This is a genomic window from Pseudomonas sp. 1D4 (genome assembly GCF_001728925.1).
In the GTDB taxonomy this organism is placed as follows: Bacteria; Pseudomonadota; Gammaproteobacteria; order Pseudomonadales; family Pseudomonadaceae; genus Metapseudomonas; species Metapseudomonas otitidis.
The window spans coordinates 12,526-29,096 of record NZ_LXJQ01000011.1 but is presented as its reverse complement, the minus strand read 5'-3'; the positions used below and the strand labels follow the sequence as shown (position 1 = coordinate 29,096).

The 16,571-nt window shown below is 68.6% G+C and carries 19 protein-coding genes; 7 read left to right on the top strand and 12 right to left on the bottom strand.

Annotation, left to right across the window (positions count from 1 at the left end; genetic code table 11):
- Nucleotides 1–142: 142 nt before the first annotated feature.
- Complete coding sequence (locus A7D27_RS28915; protein WP_069564577.1) at nt 143–952, top strand: hypothetical protein; 810 nt, start codon at nt 143–145, stop codon at nt 950–952.
- A 60-nt stretch (nt 953–1,012) separates the two neighbouring features.
- On the opposite strand, the gene A7D27_RS08150 is transcribed toward A7D27_RS28915, so the two are convergent.
- A complete protein-coding gene (locus A7D27_RS08150) occupies nt 1,013–2,095 on the bottom strand; it encodes an MBL fold metallo-hydrolase (protein WP_069560769.1) in 1,083 nt (360 codons plus the stop codon).
- Nucleotides 2,096–2,240: 145 nt separating this feature from the next.
- Between A7D27_RS08150 and A7D27_RS08145 the strand changes: the two genes are divergently transcribed.
- On the top strand, nt 2,241–2,810 hold the full coding sequence (locus A7D27_RS08145; RefSeq protein WP_170832282.1) for a pseudouridine synthase: 570 nt from the start codon (nt 2,241–2,243) through the stop codon (nt 2,808–2,810).
- 32 nt (nt 2,811–2,842) lie between these two features.
- Here A7D27_RS08145 and A7D27_RS08140 read toward each other — a convergent pair whose 3' ends face one another.
- From A7D27_RS08140 to A7D27_RS08115, 6 genes are all read right to left on the bottom strand, one after another.
- Nucleotides 2,843–3,235, bottom strand: coding sequence for a globin (locus tag A7D27_RS08140; RefSeq protein WP_044410677.1), 393 nt, complete (start codon nt 3,233–3,235; stop codon nt 2,843–2,845).
- Nucleotides 3,236–3,313: 78 nt separating this feature from the next.
- On the bottom strand, nt 3,314–3,517 hold the full coding sequence (locus tag A7D27_RS08135; RefSeq protein WP_069560767.1) for a DUF2788 domain-containing protein: 204 nt from the start codon (nt 3,515–3,517) through the stop codon (nt 3,314–3,316).
- Between the two features lie 191 nt (nt 3,518–3,708).
- On the bottom strand, nt 3,709–4,188 hold the full coding sequence (locus A7D27_RS08130; RefSeq protein WP_069560766.1) for an Lrp/AsnC family transcriptional regulator: 480 nt from the start codon (nt 4,186–4,188) through the stop codon (nt 3,709–3,711).
- A 368-nt stretch (nt 4,189–4,556) separates the two neighbouring features.
- Entirely contained in the window at nt 4,557–5,444 is an 888-nt protein-coding gene (locus A7D27_RS08125; RefSeq protein ID WP_069564575.1) for a cation diffusion facilitator family transporter, read from the bottom strand.
- On the bottom strand, nt 5,441–5,944 hold the full coding sequence (locus tag A7D27_RS08120) for a DinB family protein (RefSeq protein WP_069564608.1): 504 nt from the start codon (nt 5,942–5,944) through the stop codon (nt 5,441–5,443). Before A7D27_RS08120 ends, A7D27_RS08125 begins: the two co-directional genes overlap by 4 nt.
- A gap of 1 nt (nt 5,945) precedes the next feature.
- Nucleotides 5,946–6,365, bottom strand: a complete 420-nt coding sequence (locus tag A7D27_RS08115) for a polyribonucleotide nucleotidyltransferase (protein WP_069560764.1) — start codon at nt 6,363–6,365, stop codon at nt 5,946–5,948.
- Nucleotides 6,366–6,552: 187 nt separating this feature from the next.
- On the opposite strand from A7D27_RS08115, the gene hrpB reads away from it, so the two are divergent.
- Nucleotides 6,553–9,069: an ATP-dependent helicase HrpB gene (hrpB, locus tag A7D27_RS08110; RefSeq protein ID WP_069564574.1), complete on the top strand. Its 2,517-nt coding sequence runs from the start codon at nt 6,553–6,555 to the stop codon at nt 9,067–9,069.
- Between the two features lie 264 nt (nt 9,070–9,333).
- Nucleotides 9,334–10,095 (top strand): ABC transporter substrate-binding protein, encoded by a 762-nt coding sequence (locus tag A7D27_RS08105; RefSeq protein WP_069564573.1) that lies wholly within the window; start codon nt 9,334–9,336, stop codon nt 10,093–10,095.
- Nucleotides 10,096–10,099: 4 nt separating this feature from the next.
- Here the strand turns inward: A7D27_RS08105 and A7D27_RS08100 are convergent, their stop codons facing one another.
- From A7D27_RS08100 to A7D27_RS08085, 4 genes are all read right to left on the bottom strand, one after another.
- Nucleotides 10,100–10,519, bottom strand: coding sequence for a VOC family protein (locus A7D27_RS08100; protein ID WP_069560761.1), 420 nt, complete (start codon nt 10,517–10,519; stop codon nt 10,100–10,102).
- 174 nt (nt 10,520–10,693) lie between these two features.
- The gene (locus A7D27_RS08095; protein WP_069564572.1) at nt 10,694–11,356 is read right to left on the bottom strand and encodes a hypothetical protein; all 663 of its coding nucleotides are present in this window, start codon (nt 11,354–11,356) and stop codon (nt 10,694–10,696) included.
- 57 nt (nt 11,357–11,413) lie between these two features.
- Entirely contained in the window at nt 11,414–11,929 is a 516-nt protein-coding gene (locus tag A7D27_RS08090; RefSeq protein WP_069564571.1) for a metal-dependent hydrolase, read from the bottom strand.
- Nucleotides 11,926–12,480 carry a cysteine hydrolase family protein gene (locus A7D27_RS08085; RefSeq protein ID WP_069560758.1) on the bottom strand — a complete coding sequence of 185 codons (555 nt, stop codon included), beginning with the start codon at nt 12,478–12,480 and terminating at the stop codon, nt 11,926–11,928. The genes A7D27_RS08090 and A7D27_RS08085 overlap by 4 nt, the downstream gene beginning before the upstream one ends.
- Before the next feature lie 161 nt (nt 12,481–12,641).
- Here A7D27_RS08085 and A7D27_RS08080 point away from each other — a divergent pair, with 161 nt between their 5' ends.
- The gene (locus A7D27_RS08080) at nt 12,642–13,115 is read left to right on the top strand and encodes an NYN domain-containing protein (protein ID WP_069560757.1); all 474 of its coding nucleotides are present in this window, start codon (nt 12,642–12,644) and stop codon (nt 13,113–13,115) included.
- On the opposite strand, the gene A7D27_RS08075 is transcribed toward A7D27_RS08080, so the two are convergent.
- Nucleotides 13,079–13,597: an Lrp/AsnC family transcriptional regulator gene (locus A7D27_RS08075; RefSeq protein WP_069560756.1), complete on the bottom strand. Its 519-nt coding sequence runs from the start codon at nt 13,595–13,597 to the stop codon at nt 13,079–13,081. The two genes, A7D27_RS08080 and A7D27_RS08075, sit on opposite strands and share 37 nt — an antisense overlap.
- A 157-nt stretch (nt 13,598–13,754) precedes the next feature.
- Here A7D27_RS08075 and yedA point away from each other — a divergent pair, with 157 nt between their 5' ends.
- Together yedA and A7D27_RS08065 are read left to right on the top strand one after the other, a co-directional pair.
- Nucleotides 13,755–14,651, top strand: a complete 897-nt coding sequence (gene yedA / locus A7D27_RS08070; RefSeq protein WP_069560755.1) for a drug/metabolite exporter YedA — start codon at nt 13,755–13,757, stop codon at nt 14,649–14,651.
- 89 nt (nt 14,652–14,740) lie between these two features.
- On the top strand, nt 14,741–16,057 hold the full coding sequence (locus tag A7D27_RS08065) for a DEAD/DEAH box helicase (RefSeq protein WP_069560754.1): 1,317 nt from the start codon (nt 14,741–14,743) through the stop codon (nt 16,055–16,057).
- The last annotated feature ends 514 nt before the right edge of the window (nt 16,058–16,571 follow it).

The window sequence follows — 16,571 nt, the reverse complement described above, 5'->3', positions numbered from 1 at the left end:
CTGATGACACAGGGCCGCATGATGCGGCCCTTTTTCTGTCCGTACTGAAAAGTCGGACGACCTTCAGTGAACGGCTCGCCAGTCGCGTGCTCGGGTTTCGATTTAAGCTGCGGCCCCCCCAAGGACGAACGAGGTGACACCGATGGAACAGGCCCAACACTTACTTGCAGCATTCTGGGAGCCCTTCAGTTTTCTCAGCCTGTTTGCCTGGATCAGCGGTGCGCTGCTGCTGGGTACGGTCGCCGGCCTGGTGCTGGCGATCCTGCTGCAGCGTGGTGGTTGGCTGGCCCGTAGCAAGCGCTGGCACCACTGGACGCTCAAGTTGTACTTCCTGCTGCTGCCGCTGGCCGGGGGCATGCTGGGGTTCCAGGGCGGGCTGCTGTACAGCGGCCAGCAGCAGATCAACCGGCACCTGGACAGTTACACGCCGGCAGTGCAGCGACTGGCCGATGACACCTGGCAGGACTTCCAGGCCTATGTGGCAGCCCAGGACGAGCGCCAGCTCCAGGCTCTGCGCGGTTCCAGCGTGCAAGCGGCGCTCAATCAACTGGCGCTGGAGTACCTGCGCGGCGAGCAGCAGGAGGAGGCCGATGCCCGGGCCGAGGCGTCGCTGGCCGAGCGCCTGGCCCTGGACCTGCTCGATCGCCTGCGGGCGAGCCTGATCGGCAAGGCCGTGGGCCAGATGGCGGTGAGCGAGGCGGCAAACTACAGCGGGCTCAATAAACAGGTGCTGGCCGGGGTGCTCGATGCGCGTGTGGAGCAACTGTTTCAGGCCGATTTCCTGCTGGACCTGCTGAAGCGCCAGGTCGGCCATGTGTTCAAACCGTTCTACATCGCGCTGCTGCTGCAGCTCGGCCTGCTCCTGGCCTTCATCGCAGGGGAGTGGGCGGTTTCACGCTGGCTCCGCCAGATTCCCTCCGCTGCCCAGGTGCAGCCGGCTGCCCTGGCCTGAGGCTGGGTGGGCTTCAAGCAAACGGGCCGCGTGATGCGGCCCGTTTCGTTGGGGGATGGCTTAGCTGCCGCTGGCCTGGGCGAGGCCGGTTGCGGTATCGCGGTCCAGCGCTGGCACCTGCCACTGGTAGCCGGGGCTGGGGACGCGGAAGCGATCCGGGTCCACTTGCCAGTATTCGAGGGCCTTGGCCAGCTCGCGGGGCGGGTCGAACTGCCCTTCGTCGGTGAGCTGGAAGGTGCCGAAGTGGATGGCCAGGCTGTGCTGGGAGTCCAGTTGCTTGTGGGCCTGCACGGCGTCGTCCGGGTTCATGTGGTTGTCGCGCATGAACCAGCGCGGGGCGTAGGCGCCGATGGGCAGGGCGGCGAAGCGCAGCGGCCCGAAGCGCTGGTGGATGAGGCGGAATTCCGGCCCCAGCCCGGTGTCGCCAGGGAACAGCAGTGGCCCGTCCGGGGACTCCAGCACGAAGCCCAGCCACAGGGTGCGGTTGGTGTCGCTGCGGGTGCGCGCCGACCAGTGCTGCACTGGCACGCCGTTGAGGGTCAGCCCGTCGCCCAGGGGCAGGGCCTGCCACCAATCGATCTCGTCGACGCGGGCGAAGCCGGTCTCGCGGATCAGCGGGCCGTTGCCCAGGCCGGTGACCACGCGGGCCAGGGGGAAGCGCTCGGCGAGGCTGCGCAGGGTGTCCAGGTCGAGGTGGTCGTAGTGGTTGTGGCTGACCAGGATCAGGTCGATGGGTGGCAACTGGTCCATGGTCAGGCCGGCGGCCTGGTGCCGGCGCGGGCCGATGAAGCTGAACGGGCTGACCCGTTCGGACCACACCGGGTCGGTGAGGATGTTCAACCCGCGATGCTGGATCAGCAGCGTGGCGTGGTTGATGTAGGTGACGCGCAGCTCGTCGCCCTCTACGCGGGCGGGCACTTCGGGGGTGAAGGCCGGGGTTGGCTGCTCGACCCAGTCGGGGCTCTTCTCGCGGTTGAGCTGCCAGCGCATGAAGGACCAGAAGTCCTTGTGCGGCTTGGGTTCGATGTTCTGGAAACGCTGGCCGTCGAAATGATCGCTGACGGGGCCCTGGTAGGGCGTGCCGGCACAGCCGGCGAGGGTCATGAGGCTGATCAGCCAGGTGGGGCGCAACGCGCGGGGCATGGTGTCCTTACTCTTGCGGCGGGGAGGGGCACAACCTAGCATGCGCCTCCGCTCCCCTGTCCATTTCCGCTGGTAACCAGGCATGTCGCGCCCGCCCCGTCCTTCCCGCTCTGCTTCCCGTCGCCCTCAGGCCGCTCCGCGCCGGGTGGCCAAGGCGCCGCCGGTGGAGCCGCGCCTGGTGCTGCTGAACAAGCCGTTCGACGTGCTCACCCAGTTCAGCGACGACCAGGGCCGGGCGACCCTGAAGGACTTCATCGACCAGCCCGGCATCTACCCCGCCGGGCGCCTGGACCGTGACAGCGAGGGGCTGCTGTTGCTGACCAATGACGGCCGCCTGCAGGCGCGCATCGCCGACCCCAAGCACAAGCTGGCCAAGACCTACTGGGTGCAGGTGGAGGGCACGCCCGACGCGGCGCAGTTGGAGCGCCTGCGCAACGGGGTGGAGCTGAACGATGGGCCGACGCTGCCGGCCGAGGCCCGGCTGATCGAGGAGCCGGCGCTGTGGCCGCGCAACCCGCCGGTGCGCTTTCGCAAGAGCGTGCCGACGGCCTGGCTGGAGCTGGTGATCCGTGAGGGGCGTAACCGCCAGGTGCGGCGGATGACGGCGGCGGTGGGCTTGCCGACCCTGCGTCTGGTGCGGGTTCGCATCGGCCTCTTCGGCCTCGATGGCCTGGAGCCGGGGCAATGGCGCGAGGTGCCGGCGCGGCTGGACTGACACCCGCCGCAGCGCGGCGGGCCGTCGGTGGATCAGTAGTGGGACTTGATGACGTTGATGCCCTTGGTGAGCACTTCGCGCCAGGCGGCGCGCACGCCGTCATCGGCCTGCTTGTCATGCTCGCTGATGGTGCTCAGCAGGGCGTCGACCCAGAGGTCGTAGTACTCGGGGCGGATGTCGAAGCCTTCCCGGGAGTGGCTGGCGCCCAGGGCGCGCAGCTTGGTGTCCGGCATGCCACGGGCATACATCACCAGGTTGAGGATGCCGTGGCGCAGCAGGTGCTTCTGCGCGGCCATGTCGGTGTTGGCGAACTTCGCGCGGATCATCGGTGAGCTGGCGAGGAACAGTTTGTAGAACGTGTCGAAAAAACCGGAACTGGCACAGCAGCGTCCATAGCTCTGCATGACGCGATCGGTGGCGTTCATGTGTTCTCCTGGGCAACGGTGAACGAAACCGCCCGAGCCCCCGCCATCAGGCGGTCCGGACGGATCGGGTGAGGTTGGCTACACGCCTTCGAGGCCGCCGATCACCAGCGACTTGATCACGAAGCCCAGCACGCCGAGGCCGAGGGCGAGGAACAGGATGAAGGTGCCGAACCGTCCGGCCTTGGACTTCTTGGCCAGGTCCCAGACGATGAACGCCATGAACAGCACCAGGCCGGCGATCATCGCCGTCATCATCCATTCTTCGAATTTTTCGGGGCTCATTGGTCAACCTCGTACAGCGAAACGATTCAGACCCGGCCGCGAGCGACCAGGCTTGGATGCCGTGGAGGGCGAGGGATGCGGTTAGTCGTTATACGAGCCGGCAGGCTCTTATGGGCGAAACCACGCGGGGCACAGCAAAGGCGGGGCGCATTATACGCGATGCCCGCCGTTGCGCGCTGCCACTCATTGGTTCAATTGCGCAGATGTTCCAGGGGCAGCTCGGTGCTGCTCAGCACCTGGTTGAGTACGAAGCTGGAGCGCACGCTGGTGACGCCTTCGATGCGGGTGAGCTGGCCCAGCAGGAACTGCTGGTAGTGGTCCATGTCCGGTACCACCACCTTGAGCTGATAGTCCGCCTCCATGCCGGTGACCAGGCAGCATTCCAGCACCTCGGGGCATTGGCGGATCACCGACTGGAAGTGCTCGAAGCGTTCCGGGGTGTGGCGGTCCATGCCGATCAGCACGTAGGCGGTCAGGCTGAGGCCCAGCTTCTTGCGGTCCAGCAGGGCGACCTGGCGGATGATGTAGCCGTCGTCCTCCAACTGCTTCACCCGGCGCGAGCAGGGTGAGGGTGACAGGCCGATGCGCTCGGCCAGCTCCTGGTTGGAGATGCGGGCGTCGCGCTGCAATTCGGCGAGGATCTTCAGGTCGTAGCGATCGAGTTTTTCCATTTCTGGCGCCTTTTTATTTTTAGTTGCTGATTATCTGATGATTTTAGTGAATCGTTGCGCAAATGATAGTTCAGTCAGCAATCTTCGCAATCCTCTGTCGCGCTGCCCGACGTAAGATTCTTTCCAGTTTCACGGCCCGGACTCATGTCCAACCGACCCGCCCAATCAGGTGCGTCGGCGCCGCCGAATCCACCGGTTCGAGCAGGCCCCCGGGTCCGCACTGCCCAACCAGGCAGGCGACGAAAGCAGCGACACAATCGCCAGCACAGGACGAATTACCCCGCGAGGAGGCCCATGGAACGGGCCTCCTTTTTTTATGCCTGCAGTTTGGGGAGCGCGGAGAGGGGCCGCCGGCGCAGCGAAGCCGCCTAGTTGCCCTTGACCACCTCGATGGGGTCGGCGTGGACCAGCACATCGGCGCGGGGGTAGGTCTGGCGGATGGCCTCCTCCACCTGTACGCACAGCGCGTGGGCTTCGGACAGCGGCATCTCGCCGGGCAGCTCCAGGTGCAACTGCACGTACCAGTAGTGGCCGGAGACGCGGGTGCGCAGGTCATGGGCGCCAAGCACGCCGGGCACTCCACAGGCCAGTTGGTGCATGTGTTCGCCCACCTTGGGGTCGATCTCCTGGTCCATCAGCACGCCGATGGATTCGCGGGCGATGCCGATGGCGCTCCACAGGATGTAGGCGGCGATGCCCAGACCGAACAGCCCGTCCACCTGGTCCCAGCCCAGGCTGTTGAGGACCAGGGCCAGCAGGATGCTGCTGTTGAGCAGCAGGTCCGAGCGGTAGTGCAGGGAGTCGGCGCGCACCGCCGTGGAGTGGGTGATGCGGATGACGCGCCGCTGGAAGGCCAGCAGGGCCATGGTCAGCACCAGCGACAGCAGCATCACCGCAATCCCCAGCGCCTGGGCACCGAGGGGTTGCGGGTCGCGGATCTGCTCCACCGCCTGCAGGCCCACCAGTACGGCGCTGGCGGCGATGAACAGCGCCTGGGCCAGGCCCGCCAGGGATTCCGCCTTGCCGTGGCCGAAACGGTGGTCGTCGTCCGCCGGCTTCAGGGCGAAGCGCACTGCCAGCAGGTTGAGGAGCGAGGCAGCGCTGTCCAGCAGCGAGTCGGTCAGGCCGGCCAGCAGGCTGACCGAGCCGCTCAGCCACCAGGCCACGGCCTTGGCCAACACCAGGGTGAGGGCGACCGAGAGCGAGGCAGCGGTGACCTGGCGCAGCAGGCGGGCGTGGTGTTCCAGCGCGGTCATGGCTGCTTCGGCGCGTAGTAGAGAAGGTCCAGGACCGGGGTTTCCAGGCCGAGGGCGCTCATGGCTGCGGTGACCTGGCCGCGGTGGTGGGTCCCGTGGTTGACCAGGTGGGAGAGGATCTCGGTGTGGCTGCGCTGGAAGCGGTCGCCAGCCATGTTGCGGTACTCCAGGGGCGCCAGCAGGGCCTCGTCGTCCTGCCCGGCCAGCCAGGCGCGCCACAGGCCCACGCCTTCGGCCAGCACGGCGGCCAGTCCGGCGCGGTCGGGCGCGGCCTCGGCATCCAGGCGCTCGAATGGGCGTGGCAGGTGCAGCACCCGGGCGAACCAGATGCGGTCGGCCACGGCGATGTGGTTCAGGGTGGTGTGGATGGAGCCGAAGAACAGCCCGCAATCCGCGCGATAGCGCGCCTCGTCGAGACCCTCCAGGCTCGCCAGCAGGCGCCGGTTGGCCCACCCGTGGTAGGCCAGGAGCCGGTCGTGGTGGCTGGCGAGGGCACGCATGTCAGGCGGCCGGGGCCAGGCCATAGGCAGCCAGTTGTTCCAGGCTGCCGGTGTGGCGGATCAGGCGCGGGTCGTCCAGCGGCAGGCTGCGGCCGGTGTCCTGCTCGATGATCGCCTTCAGACGGGCGTTATCGATCTGGCCGTCGCTGCCGATGGCTTCGCGCAGACGCTCGGGGGCAACGTGGGCGGTCTCGTTGCCCGGCAGGTAGATGGCGCCGGTGGCGAAGTCCACGCCGAAGGCGATCAGGCCGGGGATCACGTAGAACAGCACACCGATGGCGTTCAGCGCGGCCACCACCGGGTCGATCTTGCCTTCGATCTGGCCACGGCGATCCGGGAAGAACAGCGTGCCGCAGGCGGTCAACTGGGTCAGCAGCGCGGCGGCGACGGCGCCGCCGATCAGGCGGGATTTCAGGCGCATAAACGGCTCCATTGAGAAAAATGGCGTCACTATACCAAGGCGTTCGGGGCAAAACCCCGAAGCACACCTGAGACCACACGAAAGGGCTGGCGGTTCGCCCCTGGGGCGCCGCTGAAAACGCAGGCGATGACAGCGCAGATAGTTTTTGGCGGTGCCCTATAATCGCCGCCCTGCGTTGGAGCCACCCATGAAATCACTCCCCATCGATGCCGTACTGCCCGCCCTGCGCGAGGCACTGGCCGGTCGCCATGAGGCGGTGCTCGAAGCCCCGCCCGGCGCGGGCAAGACCACCCGCGTCCCCCTTGCCCTGCTGGACGAGCCCTGGCTCGCCGGGCAGACCATCCTCATGCTGGAGCCGCGCCGGCTGGCCGCCCGCGCCGCTGCCGAGCGTCTGGCCGCCGAGCTGGGCGAGGGCGTTGGCGAGCGGGTGGGCTACCGCATCCGCCTGGAGTCGAAGGTCGGCCCGCGCACCCGCATCGAGGTGGTGACCGAAGGCATCCTCGCCCGGCGCCTGCAGGACGACCCGGCGCTGGAGGGCGTCGGCCTGGTGATCTTCGACGAATTCCACGAGCGCAGCCTGGATGCCGATCTGGCCCTGGCGCTGACCCTCAACGGCCGCGCGCTGCTGCGCGATGAGCCGCTGAAAGTGCTGCTGATGTCCGCCACCCTGGAGGGCGAGCGCCTGTCGCGGCTGCTCGACGACGCCCCGGTGGTGCGCAGCGAAGGCCGCATGCACCCGGTGGAGGTGCGCTGGGGGCGCGCCAGCCAGCCGGGCGAGCATCTGGAGCCCCGGGTGGTGCAGACCGTGTTGCAGGCCCTGGCCGACGAGCCCGGCAGTCTGCTGGTGTTCCTCCCCGGGCAGAGCGAGATCCGCCGGGTGGCCGAGCAGCTCGGCGAGGCCCTGGCCGGGCGTGACGACATCCGCCTCTGCCCGCTGCACGGCGAGCTGGACCTGGCCGCCCAGCGCGCCGCCATCGAGCCGGCGCCGGCCGGCACGCGCAAGGTGGTGCTGGCCACCAACATCGCCGAGACCAGCCTGACCATCGACGGCGTGCGCGTGGTGGTGGACGCCGGCCTGGAACGGGTGCCGCGCTTTGACCCGTCCAGCGGCATGACCCGCCTCGACACCCAGCGCATCGCCCGCGCCTCTGCCATTCAGCGTGCCGGTCGTGCCGGCCGCCTGGAGCCTGGCGTGTGCTACCGGCTGTGGTCGGAGACCCAGCACGATCAACTGCCGGCCTATGGCACGGCGGAAATCCTCCAGGCCGACCTCACCGGCCTGGCCCTGCAACTGGCGCGCTGGGGCGTGGAGCCCGGCGAGCTGGCCTGGCTCGACCTGCCGCCGGCGGCGGCCTACGCCCAGGGCTGCGACCTGTTGCAGCGGCTGGGCGCGCTGGACGGGCAGGGCAGCCTGACCCGCCACGGCCAGGCCATGGCCGAGCTGCCGGCCCACCCGCGCATCGCCCACCTGCTGCTGCGCGGCCAGGCCCTCGGCCTGGGCGCCCTGGCGTGCGACGTGGCGGCGTTGCTGGGGGAGCGCGACATCCTCCGTGGCGGCGGTGCCGATCTGCACAGCCGCCTGGCCCTGCTGGCCGGCGAAAGCCCGGCCGCACGTGGCGCCCGGGGCGGTGTGCAACGTGCCCGGCAACTGGCCCGGCAGTTCCGCAGCTACCTGCGCGGGCAGTCCGGCGAGGCCGTGGCCGACCCCGAGCACCCGCGCTGGCTGGGCTGCCTGCTGGCCTTCGCCTACCCCGACCGCGTGGCCCAGCAGCGTCGCGCGGGCGGCGGTGAATACCGCCTGGCCAACGGCCGCGCGGCGCTGTTCACCGAGCCCGATGCGCTGATGAAGTGCCCCTGGCTGGTGATCGCCGACCTGGGCAGCCGCCAGGGGCAGCGCGAGGAGCGCATCTACCTGGCCGCCGAGCTGGACCCGCTGCTGTTCGAGGGGCCGCTGGCCGAACAGGTCGACACCCTGGACGTGCTGGACTGGGACGAGCGCGAGGGTGCGATGCGCGCCGAACGCCAGCGCCGGGTCGGCGAACTGGTGCTGGCCCGCGAGCCCCTGGCCGCGCTGGACGAAGCCGCCCGCACCCGCGCCCTGGTGGCCCTGGTGCGGCGCAAGGGCCTGGAGCTGCTGCCCTGGACTCCGGAGCTGCGCCAATGGCAGGCGCGCATCGCCCTGTTGCGCCGGCTGGACCTGGCCGAGCGCGGCAGCAGCGACTGGCCGGATGTCAGCGATGCCGCCTTGCTGGCGAGCCTGGACGACTGGCTCGGCCCCTGGCTGGGCAAGGTCAACCGCCTGGCCCACTTCGCCAACCTGGACCTGGCCGGCATCCTCACCGGCCTGCTGCCCTGGCCGTTGCCCCAACGCCTGGACGAACTGGCCCCGCGCACCCTGGCGGTGCCCTCGGGCTCGTCGATCCGCCTGGACTACAACGAGGAACCGCCGGTGCTCGCCGTGCGCCTGCAGGAGCTGTTCGGCCTGGCCGACACCCCGCGCATCGCCGGTGGCCGCCAGGTGGTGAAGCTGCACCTGCTGTCCCCGGCGCACCGCCCGGTGCAGGTCACCCAGGACCTGGCGAGCTTCTGGCGCACCACCTACGCGGACGTGAAGAAGGACCTCAAGGGGCGCTACCCCAAGCACTACTGGCCGGACGACCCGCTGGTGGCCGAGCCGACCGCCCGCGCCAAGCCCAGGCGCTGATCGGGGCGCAGCGGGTGGCAGCAGCACCCGCTCTGCGCCGTCCAGACGACCCCGGCGGGGTATCACCAACTGGGTGCCGACGACCAGCAGGCAGAGCAGGAGACGGTCCAGCGAAGCGAGGGGCAGCGGCTATGCTTCAGGGGGCCCAGGCCGCTGCGCAGCGGCCTATCGGGCCGGTCGGAGGTTGTGCTCCAGCATTCGAGGCCGAGCCGAACGGCAAGGGAATTGCAGGCTTTGCCGCTGCGTTCGTTCCCGGGAGCCGGCATGCGCAAGTTCGCTTTTTCTTTCATCCTCACGAGCCTGGCCCTGTTGCAGGGCAGCCCGCTACGGGCCGATGACCCGCCACCGCTGCGGGTAATGACCGATTACTGGCCGCCCTTTCGCATGGAGGGCGAGAACGGGCGCATCACCGGTCTGGACATGGACCTGCTGGCCGAGTTGCAGCGGCGCACCGGGCTGCGCTTCGAGGTGCAGCGCGCCCCCTGGGCCCGGGGCCTGGCGGCGCTGGAGGGTGGCACTGCCGACCTGATGACCGGGCTGGCGCGCACCCCGGAGCGCGAGCGCTACATCGACTACCTGGCCCAGCCCTACTACGCCTGTGCGCCGCGCCTCTACGCCTCGCCGGAAACGGCACCGCGCATCCGCCGCTATGCGGACCTCAAGGGGCCCACCATCGGTTTCGTGCTGGAATCCGCCTATTTCGAGCCCTTCGATTCGGACCGGAACCTGGTCAAGTTCGGCGTCAACAACGAAGTGCAACTGCTGCAGATGCTCGCCCTCGGGCGCTTGCAGGTGGTGATCGGCTCTGATTGCCAGGTGGACTACGCATTGCGCGACCCACACCTGGCCGGGCGCATCCAGCGCACGGGCTACCAGCCCGACGCGCGCACCGACCTGTACATCGGCTTCTCTCGCCAGCGACCGCTGACGGCTGAGCGCCAGCGCATTGCCAAGGCGCTGGAGCAGATGCAGGCGGAGGGCTGGGTACAACGGGCGGCGGCGCGTTACCAGCCACCCTGGGAATGAAGGCTCAGTCCACCACCAGCTCGAAGTCCTGGCTGAGGTCCCAGAACGTCGCTTCCACCTTGTGCCCGTCCAGGTCACGGACGAAGCAGCCGTAGTAGGGCGCGCCGTATTCCTCGCGCGGGCCCGGCGCGCCGTCGGGGCGGGCTCCGGCAGCGACGGCGGCCTTGTAGAAGGCGTCCACCGCTTCACGGTCCGGGGCGAAGAAGCCGATGTGGGTGCCGTTGCCGACGCTGGCCGGGGCACCGTTGAAGGGGCGCTGAATCCAGAACTCCGGGTACTCGCGGCCGTAAGCCACTGCGCCGGGGTGTTCGAGGACGCGGCGACAGCCGAGGGTGGCCAGCACCCGGTCGTAGAAGGCGACGGCGCGGTCGAAGTCGTTGCTGCCCAGGGATATGTGGGAAAGGATGCTCGGGTTGCTTTCCATGGCGGGTTCTCCTTCAGGGGACCCACCGAGCCTAGCAGGCTGTGGAAAACCTGACGGGATTGCCGCTGCGGGGTCGAAAGCGCCCTCAAATGCTCATTCACCTCACCGCAAGCTGCGCTCCGGGGCTGTGTCGCCTTGCCCGTCCCGGGATATCGATAGCCTGCGAGCCGCTTTTCAGCGCTCCGCCGCCGGTTCCGCCAGGAGGCTGAACAGCCGGTACATCAATACGCTGGCGAACAGTTGGAGGCCCGCATCGAGGCAGCCGGCCAGCAAGCTGCCGAGGGGGTCGGGGGGCTCGCCGAGCTGTTCGCCGACCCACCACTCGAAGCCCCACATCGGCCCCACCGCCAGCAGCAGGCAGCAGAAGACGGTGACGAAGTGGCCGCCGGTCATGCGGTAGCTCTCCTTCATCGCCTCCATGGGGGCGAGGCCGTTGATCACCAGGAGCAGCTCGGCAAAGGCCAGGCGGCCCATGATCCACAGGCCCGGCAGGATCATCAGCGATAGCCCGAGCATCACCAGCAACGTGGTGAAGGCCGCCAGTACCGCGTAGCTCGGCCAGCGCCACAGGGCCATGGCCCAGAGCTGCTGGCGGCGCAGGCGCAGACCGCAGCTGCGGCTGTCGACGAAGAGGATCAGTGCGCCGGTGTACATCGGGTAGAAGAACAGCCGGATCAGCAGTTGCACCGCCGCCGGCGTGGGGCCTTCGAACCACAGCGCGGCCAGTTGCTGGACCAGCGCCTCAAGGAGGATGAACGGCAGGCAGAGCAGGGCGATCTGACTGGCATGCCGGCTGAAGAAGTAGCAGGAGTCGCGCAGCAGGAGGACGGGATTCATCGACGGGCGCCAGAATTCAGGGCTGTAAACGAACTCTAGACGATGCCCGGCAACGTCTCAAAAACGCACTGGCACGCTGCTTTGGCGCTGCCGTCGACAGGCCAGCCAGAGGGCGCTCGCCAGCAGCCCGAGCTCCAGCAGGAAGGACGGGTGGAGGATGAAGTTCAGCCACCAGGGCGAGTAGCGCGCGGTGACGGTGGCCAGGGCGAAGGGCTGGTCGACCCAGGGCGCCAGCCACCAGATGTCGCCCACCACGCTGTCCAGCATCAGGTGCACGCAACCGTTGAGGCTGAACAGCACCGCCAGGGCCGGCCAGCGAGCCTGGCGGGCGCGGCTCCAGGCGAGCAGTGCCAGCGCCAGCAGGCTGAACCAGACCACCGGCCAGTGGCTCCAGTAGCGGTGGTGGTGCTGCTGGCCGCCGTCCACCAGGTGGAAATAGACCATGTCCAGATCGGGGGCGAAGGCCCCCAGCAGGGCGGTGCCCAGCCACAGGCGCGGGCTGCAGGCGAGGGGGCGCAGGCGCTCCAGGGCGACGCCCAGCAGGTAGCCGGTGGGCAGGTGGGCGACGATCATGCGTCCAGTTCCGCCAGCAGCGTGGCGCAGTCCAGCACCCGGCCGTATTCCCCGGCGAGGTTGGCCATCGCCATGTCGTGCACCTCCTCGGCGGTGCGCAGCCGGCCGCACCAGTCGGGCTTGGCGAAGGTGTAGCAGGCGTCGCTGACCACCGTGGTGGCGAAACCCAGGCAACTGGCGCTGCGGGCCGTGGCTTCCACCGAGTTCTCGCTGGCGACGCCGACCACCACCACTGCGCGCAGCCCGCGCACATGCAGCCAGCGCTCCAATTGGCTGTGGGCAAAGGCATCGGTGACGTTCTTTTCCAGCACGGCTTCCTCCGCGCGGGGCTCGAAGGCGTCCTGGAAGCGCGCGCCGTCCTGGCCCGGTGCAAACACCGAGGCGGGGTCGCGGGACATGTGGCGGATGTGCACCAGTGGCCAACCGCGTTGGCGCCACAGGGCCAGGAGCTCGGCCATGCGGGTTTCGGCCTCAGGGTGGTTGCGGGGCGTGGCGACCCGCTGGATACCGCGTTGCTGGTCGATGATGAGCAGGGCTGCCGGGGTGTGCATGTGCGTGCCGTCCTTTGCGTGGCGAGAGGGGCGATTCTGCCCGCGCCCGTGGACGCCGTCAGCCCCCGGTGGACAGATTGGGGCCAACTCGGCAGGCGCGAGGGCACCTTGGGCTGGCATACTGCCGCCCTTGCCGCTGTTCACCGCTCCCGAGGTTCCCCGTGAAGAAGATCGCCCTGTTCGCCGATGTGCAGAACCTCTACTACACGGTGCGCCACGTCTACGGTTGCCACTTCAACTACAGCGCGTTGTGGCGCAGCCTGTCGGAGCAGGGCTGCCTGGTGGAGGCCACCGCCTACGCCATCGACCGGGGCGACCCGCGCCAGCGGCAGTTCCAGCAGATCCTCCGCAATCTGGGCTTCCAGGTCCGGCTCAAGCCGTTCATCCAGCGCGCCGACGGGTCGGCCAAGGGCGACTGGGACGTGGGCATCACCATCGACGTGCTGGACGCCTGCGACAGGGCGGACTGCATCGTGCTCGCCTCCGGCGATGGCGACTTCGACCTGTTGCTGGAGCGTGTCCGCAGTCGCGGCCTGGAGGCCATCGCCTATGGCGTGCCCGGCCTCACCGCCCAGTCACTGGTGCGTGCCGCCAGTCATTACGTGCCGATCGACGGCGATTTGCTGCTGCGCTGAGCCTCCGTCGCCTTGCGCCGGACCGGTTCGGCGCGGGGGGCCTGCACCTGGAGGGGCGCGGGGATGCGCTGCTCGAAAGGGGTGGAGAGGATCAGCGAGGTCTTGCTGGCGCCGTACTGGCTGAGGTGGTCGAGCAGGTCCTGCAGCTCCGGCATCGAGGCCACGGCGGCCTTCATCAGCACGCAGGCATCCCCGGTGATGCGGTGGCACAGGGCGATCTGCGGGATGCGCGCCAGGGCTTCGAGGGTGCGCTTGGAGTCGTGGTCGGTCAGGCGCAGCTCGATGACGCACTCGATGGGTAGGCCGATCTTCGCCAGATCCACCGAGGCGTGGTAGCCGGTGATCACCCCGGCGCTTTCCAGCTTGGCCACCCGGTCCGCGACGGCGGGGGCGGAGAGGTTCACCCGCCGGCCCAGCTCGGCGAAGGTGGCGCGGCCGTTCTCCATCAGGGCGGCGAGCAGCAGGCGGTCGTACTTGTCCATGAGGGCTCCGGGGGCTTCTGTGGAAAACAAGGTTGGTTCGTTTAATTGCCTTTTTTTCAAAGGCTCATGCCCATAACAAGAAGGTTTTTCTTCTTATTGAGGCAGTGGAGCCTTGCATAGAATAGTTGACCCTGTCACCGGAACGACGAGTCCTGCCATGTCTTCGCGCGCATCGCCGCTGTTGCTGATCGCCTCCTTCTTCGCCCTCTACGTCATCTGGGGCTCCACCTACCTGGCTATCCGCATCGGCGTGGAATCCTGGCCGCCGCTGCTGATGGCCGGCGTGCGCTTCGTCATCGCCGGCGGGCTGCTGTTCGCCTGGCTGCGCTGGCGCGGTGCGCCGATGCCGAGCCGGCGCGAGTGGAAGGCCGGTGCAGTGATCGGTGTGCTGCTGCTGAGCTGCGGTAACGGTGGCGTGACCCTGGCCGAGCACCTGGGCGTGGCCTCCGGCGTGGCGGCGTTGGCGGTGGCGACGGTGCCGCTGTTCGCCCTGGTGTTCGGGCTGATCTGGGGCCAGCGCACCAGTGGCCTGGAATGGGCCGGCATCGCCCTGGGCCTGGTGGGCATCGCCCTGCTCAACCTGGGGTCCAACCTGCAGGCGAGCCCTCTGGGGGCTGCGCTGATCCTCTTCGCGGCGGCCAGTTGGTCTTTCGGTTCGATGTGGAGCAAGCAACTGCCGCTGCCCGCCGGCCCCATGGCCAGCGCGGTGGAGATGCTCGCCGGTGGCGTCGTCCTGCTGCTGGGCAGCGCGCTGAGCGGCGAGCGCATGACCAGCCTGCCCACGCCGGCCGGCTGGGGGGCACTGGCTTACCTGGTGGTGTTCGGCTCGATCATCGCCTTCAGCGCCTACCTCTACCTGCTCAAGCACGTGCGCCCGGCTGCGGCCACCAGCTACGCCTACGTCAACCCGGTGGTGGCGGTGCTGCTGGGGGTGAGCTTCGCCGGCGAGCACATCGGCGCCGAGGAGGGGCTGGCGATGCTGGTGATCATCAGCGCGGTGGTGCTCATCGGCCTGCCCCAGTGGCGTCCGTCCCGCGCCAGCGCCCGGGCCTGAGTGCTGCGGCACGCCGGGCGCCAGCCCAGCGTGCCGGCGAGGCCGCAAGGCCCTAGAATGTCGGCTTTCCATCCTGCCGGCTGTTTTCCATGACCTTTGCATCCCTTGGCCTGATCGAACCCCTGCTGCGCGCCCTCGACGGGCTCGGCTACCAGACCCCCTCACCGGTCCAGGCCGAGGCGATACCCGCCGTGCTCAAGGGGCGCGACCTGATGGCCGCGGCCCAGACCGGCACCGGCAAGACCGCCGGCTTCGCCTTGCCGCTGCTGCAGAAGCTCACCCAGGAAGGCCCCCAGGTGGCGGCCAACTCGGTGCGCGCCCTGGTGCTGGTGCCCACCCGCGAGCTGGCCGAGCAGGTTCACCAGAGCCTCCAGGCCTACGGCCAGCATCTGCCCCTGCGCACCTACGCGGTGTACGGCGGGGTCAGCATCAACCCGCAGATGATGAAGCTGCGCAAGGGCATCGACCTGCTGGTGGCCACCCCGGGCCGCCTGCTCGACCTGTACCGGCAGAACGCGGTGAAGTTCAGCCAGTTGCAGGCGCTGGTGCTGGACGAGGCCGATCGTATGCTCGACCTGGGCTTCGCCCGTGAGCTGGACGAACTCTTCGTTGCCCTGCCGCGCCGCCGGCAGACCCTGCTGTTCTCCGCGACCTTCTCCGATGCCATCCGCCAGATGGCCCGCCACCTGCTGCGTGACCCGCTGAGCATCGAGGTCAGCCCGCGCAACGCGGCGGCCCGCAGCGTGCGCCAGTGGCTGGTGCCGGTGGACAAGAAGCGCAAGACCGAACTCTTCCTGCACCTGCTGGAGCAGCACCGCTGGCGCCAGGTGCTGGTGTTCGCCAAGACCCGCAAGGGTGTCGACCAGTTGGTGGAGGTGCTGCACGCGCGCGGCATCGCCGCCGACTCGATCCACGGCGACAAGCCTCAGCCCTCGCGCCTGCGGGCTCTGGAGCGGTTCAAGGCCGGGGAGGTGGACGTGCTGGTGGCCACCGACGTGGCGGCCCGTGGCCTGGATATCCACGACCTGCCCCAGGTGGTGAACCTGGACCTGCCCATCGTCGCCGAGGACTACGTCCACCGCATCGGCCGTACCGGGCGTGCCGGGGCCACCGGTGAGGCGGTGTCGCTGGTGTGCGCCGACGAGGTGGAGCTGCTCTCGGCCATCGAGGTGCTGATCCGCCAGACCCTGGAGCGCCGCGAGGAGCCGGGTTTCGAGCCGGACCACCGGGTGCCGGTCACCGACGCCAGCGGTGCCATCCTGAAGAAGCCGAAGAAACCCAAGAAGCCCAAGGAGCCGGCGGCCGGTGGCAAGCCTGCGCGCCTGGGCAACTGGATCGACAGCGAGAAGCCCAAGGTCAAGGCGGTGCGCAAGAGTCCCGGCTTCTCCCGTGGCAAGAAGGGCTGACCCGCTTTGGCGCGCCCCGGTTCGCCGGGGCTGGCGTTATTGCCAATTGGAATTTGCGCGCGCCGCTCAATAACCGATCAACCTGCTCCAGCCCCCGCCGCGCTTGGCCCCGCTAGGCCTTTCCACGAGTTATCCACAATCCGTTCCACAGAAAATGGGGGCAGAAAACCCACCCTGCGGCATCCCGCCGCTCTGGCTCGCGGCCTCGAAACGCAGCGCTGGGTATTGCCTTTTCCCGCGTCTGATGGCAGGCACCAGTTCGTCGCCAATCCCTTGGGAAATTTCCCTTTTTCGTGCGCTGTACGAATTCTGCTCGCTGGCTAGAAAGCCAGTATCCATGGGGCTTTAAGGCGGTTCTCTACGAGTTGTCCACAGGCTCCTCCACAGTTTTTGTGGGCAGCTTCGGGCTTGCCTGGAGCCGGTTGATCTGGTAGCCGGCAGGTGGTTTCGATGTTTCGGATTTGTACGAAAAATGATCAGTTCGAGCGGGGGCCGGTCCCTGCTGGGGTCGAGG